We start from the raw sequence: 19,521 nt of genomic DNA on the forward strand, positions 1-19,521 counted from the left end.
GACGCAGGCCACACTGTAGCAATCTGTGCCCTGTAAAAAAGAAGAGGCCGATCAGGCGAGAGGTAAGCGCAGCGCGGGTTGAGACGCGCGCTGCAGCGGCAGAAACGATCAGACTGGCAGGTTCAGCCAGTTCTTCACCGGCAGGAAATCGCGATAGAGGGCGGCTTCAGGTGAGTCGGCATCGGGCTGATAATCATATTCCCAGCGCACCAGCGGGGGCATCGACATCAGGATCGACTCAGTGCGACCGCCGGTCTGCAGACCAAACAGCGTGCCGCGGTCCCACACCAGATTAAACTCCACATAGCGACCACGGCGGTAGAGCTGGAACTGACGCTCACGATCGCCCCACGGGTGATCTTTACGGCGCGCCACAATCGGTCGATAGGCATCCATAAAGCCGCGGCCTACCGCCTGCATAAAGCTGAAGCTCTGCTCAAAGTCGGGCGTATTGAGATCGTCAAAAAACAGGCCGCCAATGCCGCGCTGCTCATGACGATGCTTCAGATAGAAATAGTCATCACACCACTTTTTATAGCGCGGATAGACATCCTCGCCAAAAGGCTGGCAGAGGTCAGCGGCGGTCTGGTGCCAGTGCAGCGCATCTTCTTCGAAGCCATAAAAAGGGGTCAGGTCAAATCCGCCACCAAACCACCAGACGGGATCGGCACCCGGTTTTTCCGCGATAAAAAAGCGCACGTTGGCGTGGCTGGTAGGTACATAAGGGTTGTTCGGGTGGATCACCAGCGACACGCCCATTGCTTCAAAGCTGCGACCCGCCAGCTCCGGCCGGTGTGCAGTGGCGGATGCCGGCATCTGATCGCCATGCACGTGCGAAAAGTTGACGCCCGCCTGCTCAAACACCGCGCCGTTGCGCAGGACGCGGCTCTGACCGCCGCCGCCGCCAGGACGCTGCCAGCTATCTTCGGCAAACGCTGCGCCGCCATCTTCAGCCGCCAGCTGGTTACAAATCTCATCCTGCAATGCGAGCAGGAACGCTTTTACGCGGGAAATATCAGCCATTTTTTCGCTTATGGTTTGTCAAAGTCTGACGCGATTATACGCAAAACCGCGCCGCTTGCATGAGTGCGGCGAGTCGCACGGCCTGAACCGGCGACACGCATCAGGCGTTGCGCCGATCAAACTCATCAAAGTAATTGACGATGCCGCTGGCAATAGCCGAGGCGATTTTCTGGCGAAACGCGGTGGTGCCGAGCAGCTGCTCTTCACGCGGATTAGTAATAAAGGAGGTCTCGACCAGCACCGAGGGGATCGACGGTGACTTGAGTACCGCAAAGGCAGCCTGCTCGGTGTGCTGGCTGTGAAGATGATGAACCGGGCGGATCTGATCCAGTACATGCTTGCCCAGCGTCAGGCTGTTTTTGATGGTGTCTGTCTGCACCAGATCGAACAGGATCTGCTGCAGATAGTGATCCTGCTGCTGCGCTTTCACGCCACCCAGCTTATCCGCATCGTTCTCCCGCTGTGACAGATAACGCGCCATCGAGCTGCTGGCACCGCGATTAGAGAGCGCAAACACCGAGGCACCGCTGGCATCGGGACTGGTAAAACCGTCGGCATGAATCGACATAAAGAGATCGGCGCCGTGCTGGTGGGCGATCTCCACCCGCTGATAGAGCGGAATAAAGTGGTCGCTGTCGCGGGTCAGACGCACTTCTATGCGCGGATGGCTCTGTAGCTGACGTTGCACGTTACCGGCAATCTCCAGCACGATGTGTTTCTCTTCTGAACCCTCTTCGCCAACGGCACCAGAGTCGATGCCGCCGTGACCGGGGTCGATCATCACGATACGTTTCCCGTTCTTAGCGGGCGGGGCAGGGCGCGAGTGACGATTGGCACCAGTAAGCGCAGACTGCTCTTTAGCCTGAACCGCGCGCGGCGATAAAATGGCCAGAGCCAGCCCGGAAAGCAGTAACTGACGGCGATGAATCAAACGTTTAAGCAGGTGCATGTGCGGGTCCGGTAACAGGAATCTTGCCGGTGTTATAGCCTAAGGGGCTGCTGCCTGCGATCACAGAACCATTTCAGGGCATTACTTTGTATTGCAGGTCGCGAACAGTAAATTTGCGCTTTTTTATTTGTCGCCCGTCATGGAGGGTTGCGTGCGGCAGAGAATGCGTGATAATCAGCAAATTGTGCTTATTTGCAGGTAAAGAAGATGGAAATCCGCGCCTTCCGCCAGGAAGATTTTGAAGAAGTGATCACCTTATGGGAACGTTGCGATTTGTTACGGCCATGGAACGATCCTGAGCTGGATATCGAACGCAAAATGAATCACGACCCCGATCTCTTTCTGGTCGCTGAAGTGGGCGGCGTGGTCGTGGGCACACTGATGGGCGGCTATGATGGCCATCGCGGCGCGGCTTACTATCTGGCCGTGCATCCCGACTATCAGGGACGCGGCTTTGCGAATGCGCTGATGAACCGTCTGGAGAAGAAGCTTATCGCGCGCGGCTGTCCGAAACTGCATCTGATGATCCGCGAAGAGAATGATCAGGTCGTGGCGTTCTATGAGAAGCTCGATTATGAGCCGGTCGATGCGCTACTGTTTGGTAAACGTCTGATCGAAGATCGTGAATACTAAGCCGTCACCGGGCTATCTGCCGGACGAGTATGACGCCAGAGGGCAGCTGCGGCTGCCGTTTCTTTTTTGGCTGATCCTGTTACTCCAGGCGCGGACCTGGCTGCTGCTGGTGATGGCCGGTGCGTCACGGCAGCAGGGCAACGATCTGCTGGCGCTGTTCTATCCGGATCGTCAGGCGTTCTGGATCGGTCTTGCGCTGGGTTTACCGGCGCTGGCGGGCCTGCTGCTGACCGGGTATCGCACCCGCCTGCCGCGACTCTGGCAGCACTGGCGCAGCGTGCTGGCGCTGTCGCTGCTGGTGAATCTGCTCTGGCAGGGAATGCAGTTTGTGCAGGGCGATCTGCTCACCTCACCGCTGCCATTGCTGCTGACGCTCTTTGACCTGCTGGCGCTGATCTGGCTGCAATCCAGCCGCCGCTGTCGCGACTGCTTTCTGCCCGAACATCATCTTCACTAAACTTTTTGTCGCTTTGCGACTCGAATAAGTTCCGCCTTTCCGGCATCGCATTTACAGGAGTTCTCATGAAAGCTGTTCGTTCCACGCTACTGATCGCCGCGGTTGTACTGAGCGGCTGTGCCAGTTCGGGTTCCGGCGCTGACAGCAGCCAGCAGGCAAGCTGGTGGAATCCGCTGACGTATCACTGGTCTTCGGCGCTGCCGTGGAACTGGTTCGGTTCCTCGCTGACCGCGACAGAACAGGGTGTGGGTGGGTTAACTGCCTCGACCGCCATGAAAGAGGACGCGATTAATGCCGGACTGAACGGTGACTATAGCCTGCGTCAGGGCATGCGCAGCCAGAATGGTCAGGTGGTCTCTTTCTGGCAGGCGCTGGATGATGGCAACGTTAAGCTGGTGATTTACGGGCAGTCGCAGGTCGAACGTATTGAGGTCATGGACAGCGCAATCGCCAGCAGCGATGGCAGCAAAGTGGGTGATCTCTTCAGTAATAAGTTCAGCAAAGCCTTCGACAACTGCACCTTAGCCAGCGGCACCGATGCGCGTGACGTGGCATGCCGTGCGCCTGGCAGTCAGCATCTGACCTATGTTTATCAGGGTGACTGGCATGGACCGGAGGGCTTAATGCCCTCGGACGATACGCTGAAAAGCTGGAAAATCAGCAAGATTGTCTGGCAGCGTTAATCCCTCGTCTTCAGCGCGCCGCCCGTCAGGCGGCCGCTGAGCCTCCCAAAACCTTTGCCGCTGCCCGCGGCACGGGATTTCTCCTCCCTATCGGCTTTTGCTGATTTCTGCATAAACAGTGCCGTCGTCTTATGCTTTTTTCGACTTTGAAATCATCAAACGATATATAAAACCGTTACTGGTTTTCACTGAGTTATAAATAAACTGGTGCCTCAGCGGGTGAGATCCGCATCAATCTTTTTCAGGGTGCCAAATGACATTACAAGCGATGAAAAAAATCGTGAGCGGTATCGCGTTGTCGCTGAGCCTGGCCGGCGCAGCCAATGCCACTGAACTTCTTAATAGCTCTTACGATGTGTCGCGGGAGCTGTTTGTCGCCCTGAATGCTCCCTTCGTTAAACAGTGGGATGCCAGCCATCCCGGCGATCCACTGACCATTAAGATGTCGCACGCCGGTTCATCGAAGCAGGCGCTGGCTATCCTGCAGGGACTGCGCGCGGATGTCGTCACGTACAATCAGGTTACGGATGTGCAGGTGCTGCACGATAAAGGCAACCTGATTGCCGCAGACTGGAAAAGCCGTCTGCCGAATAACAGCTCGCCTTTCTACTCCACCATGGCGTTTCTGGTGCGCAAAGGGAATCCAAAACAGATTCACGACTGGTCAGATTTGACCCGCAGTGATGTGAAGCTGATTTTCCCGAATCCGAAAACCTCAGGTAATGGCCGCTACACCTATCTGGCCGCCTGGGGCGCAGCGGAGAAAGCGGACGGGGGCGATCAGGCCAAAACCCGTGCCTTTATGACGCAATTTCTGAAAAACGTTGAAGTATTCGACACCGGCGGTCGCGGTGCCACCACGACCTTTGCTGAGCGTGGCCTGGGCGACGTATTAATTAGCTTTGAGTCCGAAGTGAATAACATCCGCAACCAGTACGGCAAAGATGAGTATGAAGTGGTGGTGCCGAAAACCAACATTCTGGCGGAGTTTCCGGTGGCATGGGTGGATAAAAACGTCGCCACCAATAAAACCGCTGATGCGGCCAGCGCTTATCTGAACTATCTCTATACACCTGAAGCGCAGAATATTATTACTCACTACTACTATCGCGTGAACAATGCACAGCTGATGGCGGAGCAGAAAGATCGCTTCCCGCAGACCAGCCTGTTCCGGGTGGAAGAGGCGTTTGGCGGCTGGGATAAGGTGATGAAGACGCACTTCGTCAGCGGCGGTGAGCTTGATAAGTTGTTAGCGGCGGGGCGCGGATAATGTTTGCAGCCAGCCAGAAACGCGTGTTGCCCGGCTTTGGTCTCAGCCTCGGCACCAGTCTGCTCTTTACCTGTCTGATTCTGCTGCTGCCTATCAGCGCGGTGATCATGCAGCTGTCGCAGATGACGCTGCAACAGTACTGGGATGTGGTGACCAATCCGCAGCTGATTGCCGCCTATAAAGTAACGCTGCTCTCTGCAGGCGTCGCCTCACTGTTTAATGCGGTGTTCGGCATGCTGATGGCATGGATCCTGACCCGTTACCGTTTTCCGGGCCGGACGCTGCTGGATGGCCTGATGGATCTGCCGTTTGCACTGCCTACGGCGGTGGCGGGTCTGACCCTGGCCGGACTCTTTTCGGTCAACGGCTGGTATGGACAGTGGTTCGCTCAGTTCGACATCAAAATTTCCTATACCTGGATTGGTATCGCCATCGCCATGGCCTTTACCAGCATTCCGTTTGTGGTGCGTACCGTACAGCCGGTGCTGGAAGAGTTAGGCCCGGAGTATGAAGAGGCGGCCGAAACGCTGGGTGCTACGCCGTGGCAGAGCTTCCGCCGCGTCGTGTTGCCGGAAGTGGCACCGGCGCTGCTGGCCGGAACGGCGCTCTCCTTTACCCGCAGCCTGGGTGAATTTGGTGCGGTGATCTTTATTGCCGGTAACATCGCCTGGAAAACGGAAGTCACCTCACTGATGATTTTTGTCCGGCTGCAGGAGTTCGACTATCCGGCGGCCAGCGCCATCGCCTCGGTGATCCTGGCGGCATCGCTGATTCTGTTATTTGCGATTAACACATTACAGAGCCGCTTTGGCCGTCGTCTGGGAGGTCACTAATGGCTGAGGTTTCACAGATTAATCACGCTGCACGTCAGCCAGTGAACTGGGGCAAGTGGCTGCTGATTAGTATCGGCGCGCTGATCTCGATTCTGCTGCTGGTGGTGCCGATGGCCTCCATCTTCTGGGAAGCGCTGAATCAGGGGCTCATTGTCGCTCTCAGCAATCTGGCGGATCCGGACATGCTGCACGCCATCTGGCTGACCGTGATGGTGGCGTTGATCACCGTACCGGTTAACCTGGTGTTCGGCACGCTGCTCGCCTGGCTGGTGACGCGCTTCACCTTTCCGGGGCGTCAGTTGCTGCTGACCCTGTTTGATATTCCTTTTGCCGTGTCGCCGGTTGTGGCCGGTCTGATGTATCTGCTGTTCTGGGGCGTTAATGGCCCGGCAGGCGGCTGGCTGGATGCGCATAACATCCAGATTATGTTTGCCTGGCCTGGCATGGTGCTGGCGACGGTGTTTGTGACCTGTCCGTTTGTGGTGCGCGAACTGGTCCCGGTGATGCTGAGTCAGGGCAGTCATGAAGATGAAGCGGCGGTGCTGCTGGGCGCCTCTGGCTGGCAGATGTTCTGCCGCGTAACGCTGCCGAACATTCGCTGGGCGCTGCTGTATGGCATCGTGCTGACCAACGCCCGTGCGATTGGTGAATTTGGTGCGGTCTCGGTGGTATCGGGATCGATTCGCGGTGAGACCTACACATTACCGCTTCAGGTTGAATTATTGCATCAGGACTACAACACCGTTGGCGCATTCACCGCGGCCGCCCTGTTAACCCTGATGGCAATTGTGACGCTGTTTCTGAAAAGCATTGTGCAGTGGCGTTTAGAGCAACAGCACAAACGCCTGCAACAGGAGGGAAATCATGAGCATTGAGATTAACAAGATCAACAAATCCTTTGGTCGCACATCGGTGCTGAACGATATCTCTCTGGATATTGCCTCGGGTGAAATGGTGGCGCTGCTTGGCCCATCAGGCTCGGGTAAAACCACGCTGCTGCGCATCATTGCCGGGCTGGAGCATCAGAACAGCGGTCACATCCGTTTTCATGGCAACGATGTCAGCCGCCTGCATGCTCGCGATCGTCAGGTCGGTTTTGTCTTCCAGCACTACGCGCTGTTCCGTCATATGACGGTATTCGACAACATCGCCTTTGGCCTGACCGTGCTGCCACGTCGTGAGCGTCCTTCAACGGCGGAGATCAAACAGCGTGTTACCCGTCTGCTGGAGATGGTGCAGCTGGCTCATCTGGCGAATCGCTTCCCGGCACAGCTGTCGGGCGGCCAGAAACAGCGTGTGGCGCTGGCGCGTGCGTTAGCGGTTGAACCACAGATTCTGCTGCTGGACGAACCTTTTGGCGCGCTGGATGCTCAGGTGCGTAAAGAGCTGCGCCGCTGGCTGCGTCAGCTGCATGAAGAGCTGAAATTCACCAGCGTGTTTGTCACCCACGACCAGGAAGAGGCGATGGAAGTGGCAGATCGCGTGGTGGTGATGAGCCAGGGCAACATCGAGCAGGTCGGCACGCCAGATGATGTGTGGCGCGATCCGGCGACCCGTTTTGTGCTGGAATTCCTGGGTGAAGTGAACCGCTTTGATGGCGAGATTCAGGGATCACAGTTCCACGTTGGCGCGCACCACTGGCCGCTGGGCTATACCTCGGCCCACCAGGGCGCGGTTGAGCTGTTCCTGCGTCCGTGGGAAATCGACGTGTCACGCCGCAGCAGTCTGGAAACCCCGCTGCCGGTACAGGTACTGGAAGTGAGCCCGCGTGGACACTTCTGGCAGCTGGTCGTCCAGCCTGCAGGCTGGCAAAGCGAGCCGGTCTCGGTGGTGTTTGAAGGTGAGCAGACAGCGCCGATTCGCGGCGAGCGTCTGTTTGTTGGCTTGCAGCAGGCGCGTCTCTATAAGGGCGATACGCCACTGCGCGCAGTTGCCTTTGCACAAAGCGCCTGATATTTTCTCTTCAACACCGGGCGGGAGTGACACTCCCGCCTTTTTTTCGCATCTGGTTTGTAAGATGCCAGGAACCGCACCGTGACGACTCTCGAAAATACCATCGGCAATACCCCGCTGATTAAGTTGCAGCGCCTGACGCCCGCCAACGGCAGCGAGGTCTGGCTCAAGCTGGAAGGCAATAATCCGGCAGGTTCGGTAAAAGATCGCGCGGCCTGGTCGATGATCAATCAGGCGGAGCTGCGTGGTGATATTGCACCTGGCGATCAGCTGATTGAAGCTACCAGCGGCAACACCGGGATTGCGCTGGCGATGATCGCGGCGATGAAAGGCTACCGACTTCGCCTGCTGATGCCCGACAACATGAGTCAGGAGCGGCAGGACGCGATGCGCGCCTATGGCGCAGAGTTAATCCTGGTGCCACGTGAACAGGGCATGGAGGGCGCACGCGATCTGGCCCAGGCGATGGCGGCGCGCGGTGAAGGCCGGGTGCTGGACCAGTTTAATAATCCCGATAATCCGCTGGGTCACTATCAGACCACCGGCCCGGAATTGTGGCAGCAGTCGAACCAGCGCATGACTCATTTTGTCTCCAGCATGGGCACCACCGGCACCATTACCGGCGTGGGGCGTTATCTGAAAGAGCTTAATACGGGCGTGCAGGTGATCGGTTTGCAGCCCAGCGAAGGCAGCAGTATTCCGGGTATTCGTCGCTGGCCGCTGGCCTATCTGCCGGGGATCTACCGTCCCGATCTGGTGGATGATGTGATGGATATGACGCAAAAGGAAGCGGAAGAGACGATGCGGGCGCTGGCACGCCGTGAAGGCATTTTCTGTGGCGTCAGTTCAGGCGGCGCGGTGGCGGGTGCGCTGCGCATTGCGCAGGCCAATCCTGGCAGCGTGGTGGTGGCGATCGCCTGCGATCGCGGTGACCGTTATCTCTCTACCGGACTCTACCATCAGTAACTTCTGCTGATGCGGAATCAGGCCTGTGCGAGCATTTACTGCCCACAGGCCTTTTTTTTAACCACAATTTTCGGTGCCAGACAGACTGAATCTGTAAGGATCGCGTAAATCAGGCTGCGCGAATGTTCAGCACAGGACAAAATAGCGGCAATTCTCCAGAGAGATAACCATGAAAATTTTGCTTGTTGATGATGATGTTGAATTAGGCACGATGTTAAGCCAGTACCTGATCGGGGAAGGGTTTGATGCTCAGCTGGTTCTGACCGGCAGCGCCGGCGTGCAGGGCGCGTTATCGGGAGAGTTCACCGCCATGATTCTGGACATTATGCTGCCCGACATGAGCGGCATTGATGTGTTGCGTCAGGTGCGCCAGAACAGCCGGATACCGGTGATTATGCTGACCGCCAAAGGCGATAATATTGATCGCGTGATCGGTCTGGAGATGGGCGCGGATGACTATATGCCCAAGCCCTGCTATCCCCGAGAGCTGGTGGCGCGACTGCGCGCCGTATTACGCCGTTTCGAAGAGCAGGCACCGCAGCCAGACGCCAGAGAGCCGCTGCGCTGGGGAGAGCTGATACTTAATCCCGCCACCCGCATCAGCGAATGGCAGGGTAAAACCTTTGATCTGACGGCGTCGGAATTTAATCTGCTGGATCTGCTGCTGCGTGCGCCGGACAGAGTGGTGTCAAAAGATGAGCTCTCCGAAAAGGGACTCGGTCGTCCGCGTGAAGCCTATGACCGCAGCGTCGATGTGCATATCAGTAACATTCGTCAGAAGCTCAGTGCATTAACCGCTGACAGCATCAACATCGAAACCGTTCGCAGCATCGGTTACCGTATTCGATGAAGCAGAGTTACCGTGGACGCATGTTCTGGAAGATCTTTATCGGCTTCTGGATCGTTTTCGTCATTATGAGCCAGCTTATCTGGCTCGGCTTTACGCTCTCCGGTAAACGGCATGAACCGCCTGAACTCGTGGCTATCCGTCGTATTGTGGATCTGCAGATGACCTCCGCCGCGTCAGTGCTGGAGCGGGGCGGGCCTGATGCGCTGAATGCGATGCTCTCGGACTGGGATAACAGCGACCGGCAGTTCTTCCACGTCACCCAACATACAAAACCGTCACAATCAGAAAACAGCGGCAACCTGGATATCAGAGGGCGTTTTCCTGAAGAGGTGGTGCGCTGGGTTCGCGGCGCGGATGGCAAAGCCTATCAGCTGCGCTACGACCTGGATGGCATGCGTAAAGACAGCACGCTGAACATGATGCCGCGAAAATTTCTGAATATTCCTGAGCCGATGTTTGTCTTCGCCGGCTCGGTGGGATTGCTGTTCAGTCTGCTTCTGGCCTGGAATCTGACGCGACCTATGCGTCAGCTGCGGGAAGGATTTTCCCGCGTGGCTGAGGGCGATTTAAGCGTGCGGCTGTTTCCGATCATGCGTAAGCGCCACGACGAGATCTCAAACGTCGCTGAAGCCTTTGACGCCATGGTCGAGCGGCTCGATACCCTGGTGCGCGCCCGTGAAGAACTGTTGCATGATATCTCACATGAGCTTCGTTCACCGCTGGCGCGACTGCAGCTGGCGACCGGGCTGGCCAGACAGACGCCAGAAAGTGTGAATAGTTCGCTTGATCGCATTGATGAAGAGGCGCGTCGGCTGGACAAGATGATCGGTGAACTGCTGACACTGTCGCGGGCTGAGCATGAAAGCATCCCGGATGAGCAATATTTTGATCTGACCGGCTTGCTGCAGGCGGTTATTACCGATGTCCGTTATGAAGCGCAGATCCCAGGCGTGCAGGTAGAGTTGCAGGTCGACGATCGGGCTGATTACACCGTGCGGGGCAATGCAGAGCTGATACGGCGCGGAGCAGAGAATGTATTACGCAACGCGCTGCGCTTCTCTCTGCCAGGGCAGCGGATTGATGTTCATCTGCGCGCAGAACAGCAGTGGCTGGTGATTCAGGTGCGCGATCAGGGGCCGGGTGTCGATGAGGATAAACTCTCCAGCATCTTTGACCCGTTTGTGCGGGTGAATTCGCCGCTGATGGGCAAAGGTTATGGTCTGGGACTGGCTATCGTGCGCAAGGTGGTGCTGGCGCATCATGGTGAGGTCGAGGCAAGAAACCGGCCAGAAGGCGGACTGGAACTGACGCTGCGTCTGCCGCACTGGCAGCCCTGAACAGGCATACAGCAGAAACGATAACGGCACCCGCGGGTGCCGTTATGTTATGAACGAATGCTTACTTTCTGATGCGAATCACCGGCGTTTCGCCGACGGTGACCTGGCCAGTCAGCTTAATCAATTCCTTGATTTCATCCATGTTGGAGATGACAACCGGTGTCAGGGTTGATTTCGCTTTCTCTTCCAGCAACGGCAGGTCGAACTCGATAACCACGTCGCCTTTTTTGACCTTCTGGCCTTCTTCAGCGATGCGTTTGAAGCCTTCACCTTTCAGTTCAACCGTATCGATACCGAAGTGGACGAACAGCTCAATGCCATTGTCTGATTCGATCGAAAAAGCGTGATTGGTTTCAAAAATCTTACCGATAGTACCATCAACAGGAGCAACCATTTTGTTGCCGCTGGGCTTGATCGCAATACCGTCGCCCACGATTTTTTCTGCAAACACCACATCTGGTACGTCTTCAATGTTCACGATTTCGCCTGACAGAGGCGCTACGATGTCAATTGTCCCAGCGCTATCCGTTTTTTCGCCAAAAAGTTTAGAAAACAAACCCATGATCTTCTCCTAAGCAGTAATTTGGGGCCAGCATCATGCGGATTAGCAGAGCGTTTTTTCCTTAATGAACTTGTTTACCAGGTTCATTAAATCTTCCGCTGTCGGTTGAGCCAGTGCCTGCTCCGCCAATGCCTTCGCATCTTCAAAATTAGTATTACGAATGATTTTCTTGATGCCAGGGATAGAAATGGCACTCATGCTGAACTCGTCCAGCCCCATTCCCAGTAAAAGTAGTGTAGCACGTTCATCACCTGCCAGCTCACCACACATGCCGGTCCATTTACCTTCAGCGTGAGATGCATCAATGACTTGCTTGATTAAGTTAAGCACAGACGGCGCCATTGGGTTGTACAGGTGCGAGATCAAATCATTACCACGATCGACCGCCAGAGTATACTGCGTCAGATCGTTTGTCCCAATACTGAAGAAGTCGACTTCCTTCGCCAGATGATGAGCAATCACGGCTGAAGCCGGGGTTTCCACCATGATGCCGACTTCGATGCTCTCATCAAAGGCTTTACCTTCTTCACGCAACTGCGCTTTCAGCAGTTCCAGTTCCGCTTTCAGGCTGCGTACTTCTTCAACCGAAATAATCATCGGGAACATAATGCGCAGTTTACCGAAAGAGGAGGCGCGCAGGATGGCACGCAGCTGCGCATGCAGAATCTCTTTGCGGTCCATGGCGATACGGATAGCGCGCCAGCCGAGGAACGGGTTCTCTTCTTTTGGCAGGTTCATGTAAGGCAGATCTTTGTCGCCGCCGATGTCCATGGTACGCACGATAACGGCCTGTGAACCCATGGCTTCAGCGACGGCTTTGTACGCCTGGAACTGCTCTTCTTCGCTTGGCAGTGAGTCACGATCCATAAACAGGAATTCGGTGCGGTAGAGACCCACGCCTTCAGCGCCGTTACGTTCAGCACCGGCGATATCGCGCACAGTACCGATGTTGGCGCAGACTTCAACCTGATGACCATCCAGCGTAACGGCTGGCAGATCTTTCAGCTTAGCTAATTCATGTTTTTCCGACAGATACTGGTTCTGTACGGCTTTCAGCTCTTCCTGAATCGCTTCTGAAGGATTGACGTGAATCGCATTGTTAACGCCATCCAGAATCAGGAAATCGCCATTTTTAACCGTGACGGTCACATTGCCGGTACCGACAATGGCTGGGATCTCCAGCGAGCGCGCCATGATTGAGGTATGTGAGGTACGGCCACCCAGATCGGTGATAAAGCCCAGCACCTTCTTCAGGTTCAGCTGTGCGGTTTCTGACGGCGTTAAATCTTTTGCCACCAGAATGGATTCGTCCGGAATAGCGCTCAGGTCAACGATATGCAGACCGAGGATGTTTTGCAGCAGACGTTTACCGATGTCACGTACGTCAGCCGCACGCTCTTTCAGATATTCGTCATCTAACTCCTCCAGTGCTTTCGCCTGGCCATCGATAACGGAGTAAGCAGCAGCATCGGCAGAAGCGTGATCTTTTTTGATCAGGTCGATGATTTCCTGCTCCAGCTCTTCATCTTCCAGCAACATAATGTGGCCTTCGAAGATTGCTGCTTTCTCTTCACCGAGGGTTTCACCCGCTTTGACGCGAATCGCTTCCAGTTGTAATGCCGCTTTGCTGCGGCCATCGAGGAAGCGCTGAACTTCCTGCTCAACCTGGTCATCAGAAATTTTCTTGCGGTTGATGACGATCTCGTCTTCTTTCAGCAGCAGTGCTTTGCCGAAAGCGATACCTGGTGATGCTAAAATGCCTGAAATCATAACGCTACCTTTTAATCACGATGGCTGATGGGACTCTGTGCGGTGCCATTGTCGCGGGACACGTACTCTACGAAAGCAATAACGCGGACAGGTTGTCCGCGATCAAGATGTTTGCACTCAATGGCGCAGAGGAGTCGATTTGCTGGAGAGCTGAGCGGAGATTACTCCAGTTCAGCCATCAGTTTGACCAGATGCTCAACTGCTTTCTGCTCGTCTTCACCTTCCGCGGAAAGGGTCACAACCGTTCCCTGGGTTAAACCCAGTGTCTGCAGCTTGAACAGGCTCTTCGCGCTCGCTGATTTACCGTTAGAGGTCACGGTAATTTCTGACTGGAAAGCTTTGGCTTCTTTAACGAATTGCGCAGCTGGGCGAGTGTGCAGACCGTTTGGTGCAGTAATGGTAACTTCTTGCTGGAACATTCTATTTCCCCAACGTTATCAGGATGAGTGTTATGGATCTAAAGTCTAGCCTGGAGCCTTTACTTTAGCCTGTGTAGGTGCGCGGGTATAGCTTCATGCTGACCAAAGACGCGCATGCGTCAAATCTACAGTCCGTTGCGTCTCAAAACCGATTCTACACGTCACCGGTTAATTATGCCGTGATTCGCCGTTTCACTGAATCCGTAAATCGATTCAGCTTGATCCACTTCAAACGCGGATTAATTTCAGGCATCGAAATAATTGGCAGTCTAAATACCAGAGCGGCGTCACTGAAATCAATCTGCCGGGTGATGAAAGTGAGATCTGCACCACAAAAAAGCACCCGATTGGGTGCTTTTTTCTCCATTTTCGGACTATCGGCCTCTGCTACTGAAGCTCTTTTTCAGTGAAGAGATCGGCAAACAAGGCGGTACTCAGATAGCGTTCACCGGAGGAGGGGAGGATCACCACAATATTTTTGTTGGCGAAGGCTTCATCTTCCTGCAGCTTCAGCGCCGCGGCAACGGCAGCACCGGATGAGATACCGGCCAGAATACCTTCCTCTTCCATCAGCCGACGCGCCGTACTGATCGCCTCTTCATTGGTGATGGCCACGACGCGGTCCACCAGATTCAGCTCAAGGTTGCCCGGGATAAAGCCTGCGCCGATACCCTGAATTTTGTGTGGGCCGGGCTTGATCTCATCGCCCGCCAGCGCCTGAGCAATCACCGGGGAATCGGTCGGCTCAACCGCGACGGTAATCAGATCTTTTTTGCCTTTGGTGTTTTTGATGTAGCGGCTCACGCCGGTCAGCGTACCGCCGGTGCCGACACCGGCAATAAAGACATCCACTTCGCCGTCCGTGTCTTCCCAGATTTCCGGGCCGGTGGTCTTTTCATGGATTTCCGGGTTGGCCGGGTTGCTGAACTGCTGCAGCAGCACATATTTATCCGGATTGCTGGCAACAACCTCTTCAGCTTTGCTGATGGCACCTTTCATGCCTTTGGCGCCTTCGGTCAGTATCAGCGTCGCGCCCAGCGCCTTCAGCAACTTACGGCGCTCCACTGACATGGTTTCTGGCATCGTCAGCGTTAATTTATAACCGCGCGCTGCGGCGACATAGGCCAGAGCAATACCGGTGTTGCCGCTGGTCGGTTCAACCAGTTCAACACCCGGTTTCAGAATACCGCGTTTTTCTGCGTCCCAAATCATATTGGCACCGATACGGCATTTTACGCTGAAGCTCGGGTTACGGGATTCAACTTTCGCAAGGATGCGGCCGTTACCGATGCGGTTCAGTCGAACCAATGGCGTATGACCAATTGTCAAAGAGTTGTCTTCATAGATCTTACTCATAGCCTGTCCTTAACTGTATGAATTATTGGGAACCCTATGAGCATACCTTTTCTGCCTGGTGGCGGAAGGAAAGAAATCGTATATCTATATGTCGCCCGGCAATAAGCCCTGTTAAAAAGAGCATAAGGCGCACTGATGAATTTAGCGCAACTCATCACGTACCAGCGTTGGCCGGTAGCGATCAACCCACATGGCGGTGGCACCGCAGACGGCAACCGGCATGATCACGAGGTTCAGAACCGGGATCATGGTGAACAGACTGATTAGCGCGCCAAACTGCATATTGGCCGTTTTGTGCTGACGCAGGGCGTTGCGCATCTGCTGAAACGGCACTTTGTGGTTATCGAACGGATAGTCGCAATACTGGATGGACAACATCCAGGCGCTGAACAGGAACCACAGCACCGGCGCAACGGTCTGGCCAAAGCCAGGAATAAAGTAGAGCAGCAGCAGTCCCAGCGCGCGGGGCAGGTAATAACCCAGTTTTTGCAGCTCGCGCTTCATGATGCGCGGCACATCCTTAATCATCCCAGCCCAGCCGCTGTCCGGCAGGGGCTTGCCTGTCAGGCGGCCTTCCAGTTGCTCGGCCAGCAGGCCGCAAAACGGAGCGGCAATTAAGTTTGCCAGGGTCGAAAAGAAGTAGCTAAACACCAGCACAATCGCAATCACCGACAGCGGCCATAACAGATAGCTCAGCCACTGCAGCCAGTCCGGAATATGGGCCATCAGACGCGGGATCCAGTCACCAAGACGATAGAACAGCCAGATGAAAGCGCCACCCAGCATCACGATATTGATCAGCAACGGCATCAGCACAAAGCGGCGAATGCCAGGCAGACGTACCAGTTTCCAGCCCTGGCTAAAGTAGTGCATGCCGTTAAAATTTGAGACGGAATTCTCAATGGCCATAAAGCCAGTTCTCCTGAAGATGTTAAGGCGCGCCCACTATAACCTGGCTTTTTCTCCAGGCCAGGTGCCGTTTGGGTAAAAAAACAGCGAAAAAGCGTGGGTTGCCTATCTTATTTGTCAGAAAATAGTGCACAGACTTGCACTTGTGTAGCAGGGCAAATACAGTTAGAGGATAAAGTTTGCCGCGGTGGCAAGGTATTGGAACAACAGAGAATACAATGATGCAGGATTTGCGTCTGATATTAATCGTTGTTGGCGCGATCGCCATTATAGCGCTCCTTCTTCACGGGCTGTGGACCAGCCGTAAAGAGCGTTCGTCAGTGTTCCGCGATCGCCCGCACAAACGTCTAAAACAACGTGATGAAAATGATGAGCAGGACCTGATTGACGACGAGGATGATGGCGTCGGCGAGGTTCGCGTTCGTTCTGATCGCAACGTACATCAGGAACCGCGTTTCGATGAGATTCGCGAGCCACAGCCAGAAGCGCCGCGTAAGCCTGCGCCCGCTGAGCCTGTGCGTCAGCCTGCGCCACGACCCGCACCGCAACCCGAACCTGAAAGCGACCCGCTTTTTAACACGGCACCGCAGCCTGCTCCGCAGTCGCGCCCTGAACCGGTTCGTCAGCAGCCCGCACCCACTTTTGTCGCGCCGCCCGTTCAGGCCGACCCACTGCTGGATCTCGACCCGCTGGAATCTGTACAGCCAGCACCGCAGTACCAGGCAGAACCTGAGCCGCAGCCTGAAGTGACATCGGCGCCCGCGCCAGCACAGCCTGCTGCTAAAGCGCCAGCGGAAAAACCGAAAGAAGCGGTACTGGTGCTGCATGTTGCCGCACACTCGGGCGGTGAACTGAACGGTGAGGCCCTACTGCAGGGTATTCTCCAGGCGGGCTTCCAGTTTGGTGAAATGAACATTTTCCATCGTCATCTCAGTCCGGCTGGCAGCGGCCCTGTATTGTTCAGTCTGGCCAATATGGTTAAGCCGGGCTCATTCAATCCTGACCTGATGACCGATTTCAGCACGCCTGGCATCTCTATCTTTATGATGGTGCCTTCTTATGGCGATGCGAATCAGAACTTCAAGCTGATGCTGCAGTCGGCTCAGCGTATCGCTGATGATGTAGGTGGCGTGGTGCTGGATGATGAGCGTCGCATGATGACGCCACAGAAGCTGGAAACTTACAAAGCGCGTATCCGCGATGTGGTTGGCGTCTGAGACCTGCGCTAAACGCTATCTGAATTGTTAAAAACAAACCCCCGCCTGTCGGGGGTTTTTTATCTGATGGGGCTTTATGAAATCCGTCCAGGATCACATCACCGAACTGCGCACCACGTTGCGCCATCATGAATATCTCTATCACGTTATGGATGCGCCGGAAGTGCCGGATGCTGAATACGATCGTCTGATGCGTGAACTGCGTCAGCTGGAGGAGGAGCACCCGGATCTCATTACGCCAGACTCGCCGACACAACGCGTGGGTGCCGCGCCGCTGACGGTCTTCGAGCAGGTGCGCCATGAAGTCCCGATGCTGTCGCTGGATAACGCCTTTGATGAAGCCACGTTTATGGCTTTCAACAAGCGGGTGCAGGATCGCCTGAAAAGCAGTGACGACATAACCTACTGCTGTGAACTCAAGCTCGATGGCGCTGCGGTCAGCCTGATGTATGAAAATGGTCTGCTGGTCCAGGCCGCAACGCGCGGTGACGGCACAACCGGCGAGAACATTACCGCCAATGTCCGCACCATTCGCGCTATCCCGCTGCGGCTTAAAGGCGACAACATTCCGGCACGGCTGGAAGTGCGTGGCGAAATATTTATGACGCAGCGCGGCTTTGAAAAGCTGAATGAGGAAGCACGCCGGACTGATGGCAAAGTCTTTGCTAATCCGCGCAATGCAGCAGCCGGTTCTCTGCGTCAGCTGGATCCGCGCATTACCGCCAAACGTCCGCTGACCTTCTTCTGCTACGGTTTTGGCCTGCTGGAAGGCGGTGAGATGCCGCACAGTCACATGGGGCGTCTGCAACAGTTTAAAGCCTGGGGCCTGCCGGTCAGCGACCGCATTAAGCTGGTGCACAACGCAGAAGAAGCCCTGGCCTTCTATCGTGATATTGAACAACAGCGTCCGAATCTGGGTTTTGATATTGATGGCGTGGTGATCAAAGTCGATTCACAGGAACTGCAGGAAAAGCTGGGCTTTGTGGCGCGCGCGCCGCGCTGGGCGATTGCCTTTAAATTCCCGGCACAGGAACAACTGACCTGGGTGCGGGACGTCGAATTTCAGGTTGGCCGCACCGGGGCTATCACACCGGTGGCTCGCCTTGAGCCGGTGCAGGTCGCGGGCGTTATCGTCAGCAATGCCACGCTGCATAACGCGGATGAAATCGAGCGGCTGGGATTACGCATCGGCGATCGGGTCGTTATTCGCCGCGCCGGTGATGTGATCCCGCAGGTGGTCAACGTGGTGATGGCCGAGCGCCCTGAACAGACGCGTGAAGTCCTGTTCCCGGCACACTGTCCGGTCTGTGGTTCCGAGGTTGAACGGGTCGAAGGGGAATCGGTCACGCGCTGCACGGGCGGTTTAATCTGCGGTGCTCAGCGCAAAGAGGCGCTGAAGCATTTTGTCTCGCGACGGGCACTGGATGTTGATGGCATGGGCGATAAGATTATCGACCAGCTGGTGGAGAAAGAGTACGTCAACACGCCAGCGGATCTGTTCCGTCTCACGGCGGGCAAACTGACCGGACTGGATCGAATGGGGCCGAAATCGGCGCAAAACGTTGTCGACGCGCTGGAGAAAGCGAAATCGACTACGCTGGCGCGTTTCCTCTATGCACTGGGCATTCGTGAAGTGGGTGAAGCCACCGCTGCCAATCTGGCTAACCATTTTGGTGAGTTGCAGAAGGTCATGGATGCCGATCTTGAGGCGCTGATTGCAGTGCCGGATGTCGGCAAAGTCGTTGCGGCACACGTGCGCAACTTCATGGAAGAGGAAAGCAACCGTGAGGTTATCCGCCAGCTGGTCGAAGATATCGGTATTCACTGGCCGCAGGTGGTGGTGGTGAGAGCCGAAGAGATCGACAGTCCGTTCGCGGGTAAAACGGTGGTGCTGACCGGCTCACTGTCGCAGATGAACCGCGATGATGCCAAAGCGCAGCTGATCGCGCTGGGCGCAAAAGTCAGCGGCAGTGTCTCGAAGAAAACCGATTTGCTGATTGCCGGTGAAGCGGCCGGTTCAAAGCTGGCGAAAGCAGCGGAGCTTGGCATTGAAGTGATTGATGAAGCGGAAATGATCCGCCTGCTGGGAGCCTCAGATGGATGAACATCAGCTGGTGGCGATAGCTAATACGCCTATGCCGTTTGGCAAATATAAGGGACGGATGCTGATCGATCTGCCTGAGCCTTACCTGCTGTGGTTTGCCCGCAGCGGGGACTTTCCGTCTGGTCTGCTGGGCGATCTCATGCAACTCACCCTGACAATAAAAATTGAGGGTCTGGAAGGGTTAGTTAAACCGCTTCAGACCCGCAAGTAACGCTGCCCGCACTGGCGGG

The 19,521-nt window shown here is 55.6% G+C and carries 20 protein-coding genes; 13 read left to right on the forward strand and 7 right to left on the reverse strand.

Going from position 1 to position 19,521, the window contains the following annotated elements:
* Positions 1–108 precede the first annotated feature (108 nt).
* Complete coding sequence (hemF, locus tag ACXKZD_RS05270) at positions 109–1,023, reverse strand: oxygen-dependent coproporphyrinogen oxidase (protein ID WP_033758587.1); 915 nt, start codon at positions 1,021–1,023, stop codon at positions 109–111.
* Between the two features lie 100 nt (positions 1,024–1,123).
* Positions 1,124–1,972 (reverse strand): N-acetylmuramoyl-L-alanine amidase AmiA, encoded by an 849-nt coding sequence (gene amiA, locus ACXKZD_RS05275; RefSeq protein ID WP_010259947.1) that lies wholly within the window; start codon positions 1,970–1,972, stop codon positions 1,124–1,126.
* Positions 1,973–2,179: 207 nt separating this feature from the next.
* On the opposite strand from amiA, the gene ACXKZD_RS05280 reads away from it, so the two are divergent.
* The 10 genes from ACXKZD_RS05280 (at position 2,180) to ACXKZD_RS05325 (ending at position 10,954) form a co-directional block, all read left to right on the forward strand.
* Positions 2,180–2,605, forward strand: a complete 426-nt coding sequence (locus tag ACXKZD_RS05280) for a GNAT family acetyltransferase (RefSeq protein ID WP_003848834.1) — start codon at positions 2,180–2,182, stop codon at positions 2,603–2,605.
* Positions 2,595–3,062: a DUF2919 family protein gene (locus ACXKZD_RS05285; RefSeq protein ID WP_010259942.1), complete on the forward strand. Its 468-nt coding sequence runs from the start codon at positions 2,595–2,597 to the stop codon at positions 3,060–3,062. Before ACXKZD_RS05280 ends, ACXKZD_RS05285 begins: the two co-directional genes overlap by 11 nt.
* Positions 3,063–3,127: 65 nt before the next feature.
* Positions 3,128–3,745, forward strand: coding sequence for an RpoE-regulated lipoprotein (locus ACXKZD_RS05290; protein ID WP_022624157.1), 618 nt, complete (start codon positions 3,128–3,130; stop codon positions 3,743–3,745).
* A gap of 253 nt (positions 3,746–3,998) precedes the next feature.
* The gene (locus ACXKZD_RS05295) at positions 3,999–5,015 is read left to right on the forward strand and encodes a sulfate ABC transporter substrate-binding protein (RefSeq protein WP_033758584.1); all 1,017 of its coding nucleotides are present in this window, start codon (positions 3,999–4,001) and stop codon (positions 5,013–5,015) included.
* Positions 5,015–5,848 (forward strand): sulfate/thiosulfate ABC transporter permease CysT, encoded by an 834-nt coding sequence (gene cysT / locus ACXKZD_RS05300; protein WP_010259932.1) that lies wholly within the window; start codon positions 5,015–5,017, stop codon positions 5,846–5,848. The genes ACXKZD_RS05295 and cysT overlap by 1 nt, the downstream gene beginning before the upstream one ends.
* On the forward strand, positions 5,848–6,723 hold the full coding sequence (gene cysW, locus ACXKZD_RS05305) for a sulfate/thiosulfate ABC transporter permease CysW (RefSeq protein WP_476098394.1): 876 nt from the start codon (positions 5,848–5,850) through the stop codon (positions 6,721–6,723). The genes cysT and cysW overlap by 1 nt, the downstream gene beginning before the upstream one ends.
* Positions 6,713–7,801 (forward strand): sulfate/thiosulfate ABC transporter ATP-binding protein CysA, encoded by a 1,089-nt coding sequence (cysA, locus tag ACXKZD_RS05310; protein ID WP_010259925.1) that lies wholly within the window; start codon positions 6,713–6,715, stop codon positions 7,799–7,801. The genes cysW and cysA overlap by 11 nt, the downstream gene beginning before the upstream one ends.
* Positions 7,802–7,882: 81 nt before the next feature.
* Entirely contained in the window at positions 7,883–8,767 is an 885-nt protein-coding gene (cysM, locus tag ACXKZD_RS05315) for a cysteine synthase CysM (protein WP_010259921.1), read from the forward strand.
* A gap of 169 nt (positions 8,768–8,936) precedes the next feature.
* Positions 8,937–9,617 carry a response regulator transcription factor gene (locus ACXKZD_RS05320; protein WP_425022206.1) on the forward strand — a complete coding sequence of 227 codons (681 nt, stop codon included), beginning with the start codon at positions 8,937–8,939 and terminating at the stop codon, positions 9,615–9,617.
* Positions 9,614–10,954 (forward strand): ATP-binding protein, encoded by a 1,341-nt coding sequence (locus tag ACXKZD_RS05325; RefSeq protein WP_158149126.1) that lies wholly within the window; start codon positions 9,614–9,616, stop codon positions 10,952–10,954. The genes ACXKZD_RS05320 and ACXKZD_RS05325 overlap by 4 nt, the downstream gene beginning before the upstream one ends.
* 61 nt (positions 10,955–11,015) lie before the next feature.
* Here ACXKZD_RS05325 and crr read toward each other — a convergent pair whose 3' ends face one another.
* From crr to cysZ, 5 genes are all read right to left on the reverse strand, one after another.
* Positions 11,016–11,516, reverse strand: a complete 501-nt coding sequence (gene crr, locus ACXKZD_RS05330) for a PTS glucose transporter subunit IIA (RefSeq protein ID WP_010259911.1) — start codon at positions 11,514–11,516, stop codon at positions 11,016–11,018.
* Between the two features lie 42 nt (positions 11,517–11,558).
* Positions 11,559–13,286: a phosphoenolpyruvate-protein phosphotransferase PtsI gene (gene ptsI, locus ACXKZD_RS05335; protein WP_010259908.1), complete on the reverse strand. Its 1,728-nt coding sequence runs from the start codon at positions 13,284–13,286 to the stop codon at positions 11,559–11,561.
* 161 nt (positions 13,287–13,447) lie between these two features.
* Positions 13,448–13,705 carry a phosphocarrier protein Hpr gene (gene ptsH, locus ACXKZD_RS05340; RefSeq protein ID WP_003848868.1) on the reverse strand — a complete coding sequence of 86 codons (258 nt, stop codon included), beginning with the start codon at positions 13,703–13,705 and terminating at the stop codon, positions 13,448–13,450.
* 387 nt (positions 13,706–14,092) lie between these two features.
* Positions 14,093–15,061, reverse strand: a complete 969-nt coding sequence (cysK, locus tag ACXKZD_RS05345; RefSeq protein WP_010259895.1) for a cysteine synthase A — start codon at positions 15,059–15,061, stop codon at positions 14,093–14,095.
* A gap of 141 nt (positions 15,062–15,202) precedes the next feature.
* Positions 15,203–15,970, reverse strand: a complete 768-nt coding sequence (gene cysZ, locus ACXKZD_RS05350; protein ID WP_488981916.1) for a sulfate transporter CysZ — start codon at positions 15,968–15,970, stop codon at positions 15,203–15,205.
* A gap of 218 nt (positions 15,971–16,188) precedes the next feature.
* On the opposite strand from cysZ, the gene zipA reads away from it, so the two are divergent.
* The 3 genes from zipA to ACXKZD_RS05365 all read left to right on the forward strand — a co-directional run bounded on the left by zipA (position 16,189) and on the right by ACXKZD_RS05365 (position 19,502).
* Positions 16,189–17,187 carry a cell division protein ZipA gene (gene zipA / locus ACXKZD_RS05355; RefSeq protein ID WP_029519439.1) on the forward strand — a complete coding sequence of 333 codons (999 nt, stop codon included), beginning with the start codon at positions 16,189–16,191 and terminating at the stop codon, positions 17,185–17,187.
* A 76-nt stretch (positions 17,188–17,263) separates the two neighbouring features.
* A complete protein-coding gene (gene ligA, locus ACXKZD_RS05360; protein ID WP_010259887.1) occupies positions 17,264–19,291 on the forward strand; it encodes an NAD-dependent DNA ligase LigA in 2,028 nt (675 codons plus the stop codon).
* Complete coding sequence (locus tag ACXKZD_RS05365) at positions 19,284–19,502, forward strand: DUF3820 family protein (protein ID WP_003848878.1); 219 nt, start codon at positions 19,284–19,286, stop codon at positions 19,500–19,502. The genes ligA and ACXKZD_RS05365 overlap by 8 nt, the downstream gene beginning before the upstream one ends.
* The last annotated feature ends 19 nt before the right edge of the window (positions 19,503–19,521 follow it).

This window comes from Pantoea sp. ABR1s (assembly GCF_057812235.1).

Bases quoted from the DNA above. Each gene is read 5' to 3' on its own strand.
- hemF (WP_033758587.1), bottom strand. From the start codon at position 1,023: ATGGCTGATATTTCCCGCGTAAAAGCGTTCCTGCTCGCATTGCAGGAT.
- amiA (WP_010259947.1), bottom strand. From the start codon at position 1,972: ATGCACCTGCTTAAACGTTTGATTCATCGCCGTCAGTTACTGCTTTCC.
- ACXKZD_RS05280 (WP_003848834.1), top strand. From the start codon at position 2,180: ATGGAAATCCGCGCCTTCCGCCAGGAAGATTTTGAAGAAGTGATCACC.
- ACXKZD_RS05290 (WP_022624157.1), top strand. From the start codon at position 3,128: ATGAAAGCTGTTCGTTCCACGCTACTGATCGCCGCGGTTGTACTGAGC.
- ACXKZD_RS05295 (WP_033758584.1), top strand. From the start codon at position 3,999: ATGACATTACAAGCGATGAAAAAAATCGTGAGCGGTATCGCGTTGTCG.
- cysT (WP_010259932.1), top strand. From the start codon at position 5,015: ATGTTTGCAGCCAGCCAGAAACGCGTGTTGCCCGGCTTTGGTCTCAGC.
- cysW (WP_476098394.1), top strand. From the start codon at position 5,848: ATGGCTGAGGTTTCACAGATTAATCACGCTGCACGTCAGCCAGTGAAC.
- cysA (WP_010259925.1), top strand. From the start codon at position 6,713: ATGAGCATTGAGATTAACAAGATCAACAAATCCTTTGGTCGCACATCG.
- ACXKZD_RS05320 (WP_425022206.1), top strand. From the start codon at position 8,937: ATGAAAATTTTGCTTGTTGATGATGATGTTGAATTAGGCACGATGTTA.
- ACXKZD_RS05325 (WP_158149126.1), top strand. From the start codon at position 9,614: ATGAAGCAGAGTTACCGTGGACGCATGTTCTGGAAGATCTTTATCGGC.
- crr (WP_010259911.1), bottom strand. From the start codon at position 11,516: ATGGGTTTGTTTTCTAAACTTTTTGGCGAAAAAACGGATAGCGCTGGG.
- ptsI (WP_010259908.1), bottom strand. From the start codon at position 13,286: ATGATTTCAGGCATTTTAGCATCACCAGGTATCGCTTTCGGCAAAGCA.
- ptsH (WP_003848868.1), bottom strand. From the start codon at position 13,705: ATGTTCCAGCAAGAAGTTACCATTACTGCACCAAACGGTCTGCACACT.
- cysK (WP_010259895.1), bottom strand. From the start codon at position 15,061: ATGAGTAAGATCTATGAAGACAACTCTTTGACAATTGGTCATACGCCA.
- cysZ (WP_488981916.1), bottom strand. From the start codon at position 15,970: ATGGCCATTGAGAATTCCGTCTCAAATTTTAACGGCATGCACTACTTT.
- zipA (WP_029519439.1), top strand. From the start codon at position 16,189: ATGATGCAGGATTTGCGTCTGATATTAATCGTTGTTGGCGCGATCGCC.
- ligA (WP_010259887.1), top strand. From the start codon at position 17,264: ATGAAATCCGTCCAGGATCACATCACCGAACTGCGCACCACGTTGCGC.
- ACXKZD_RS05365 (WP_003848878.1), top strand. From the start codon at position 19,284: ATGGATGAACATCAGCTGGTGGCGATAGCTAATACGCCTATGCCGTTT.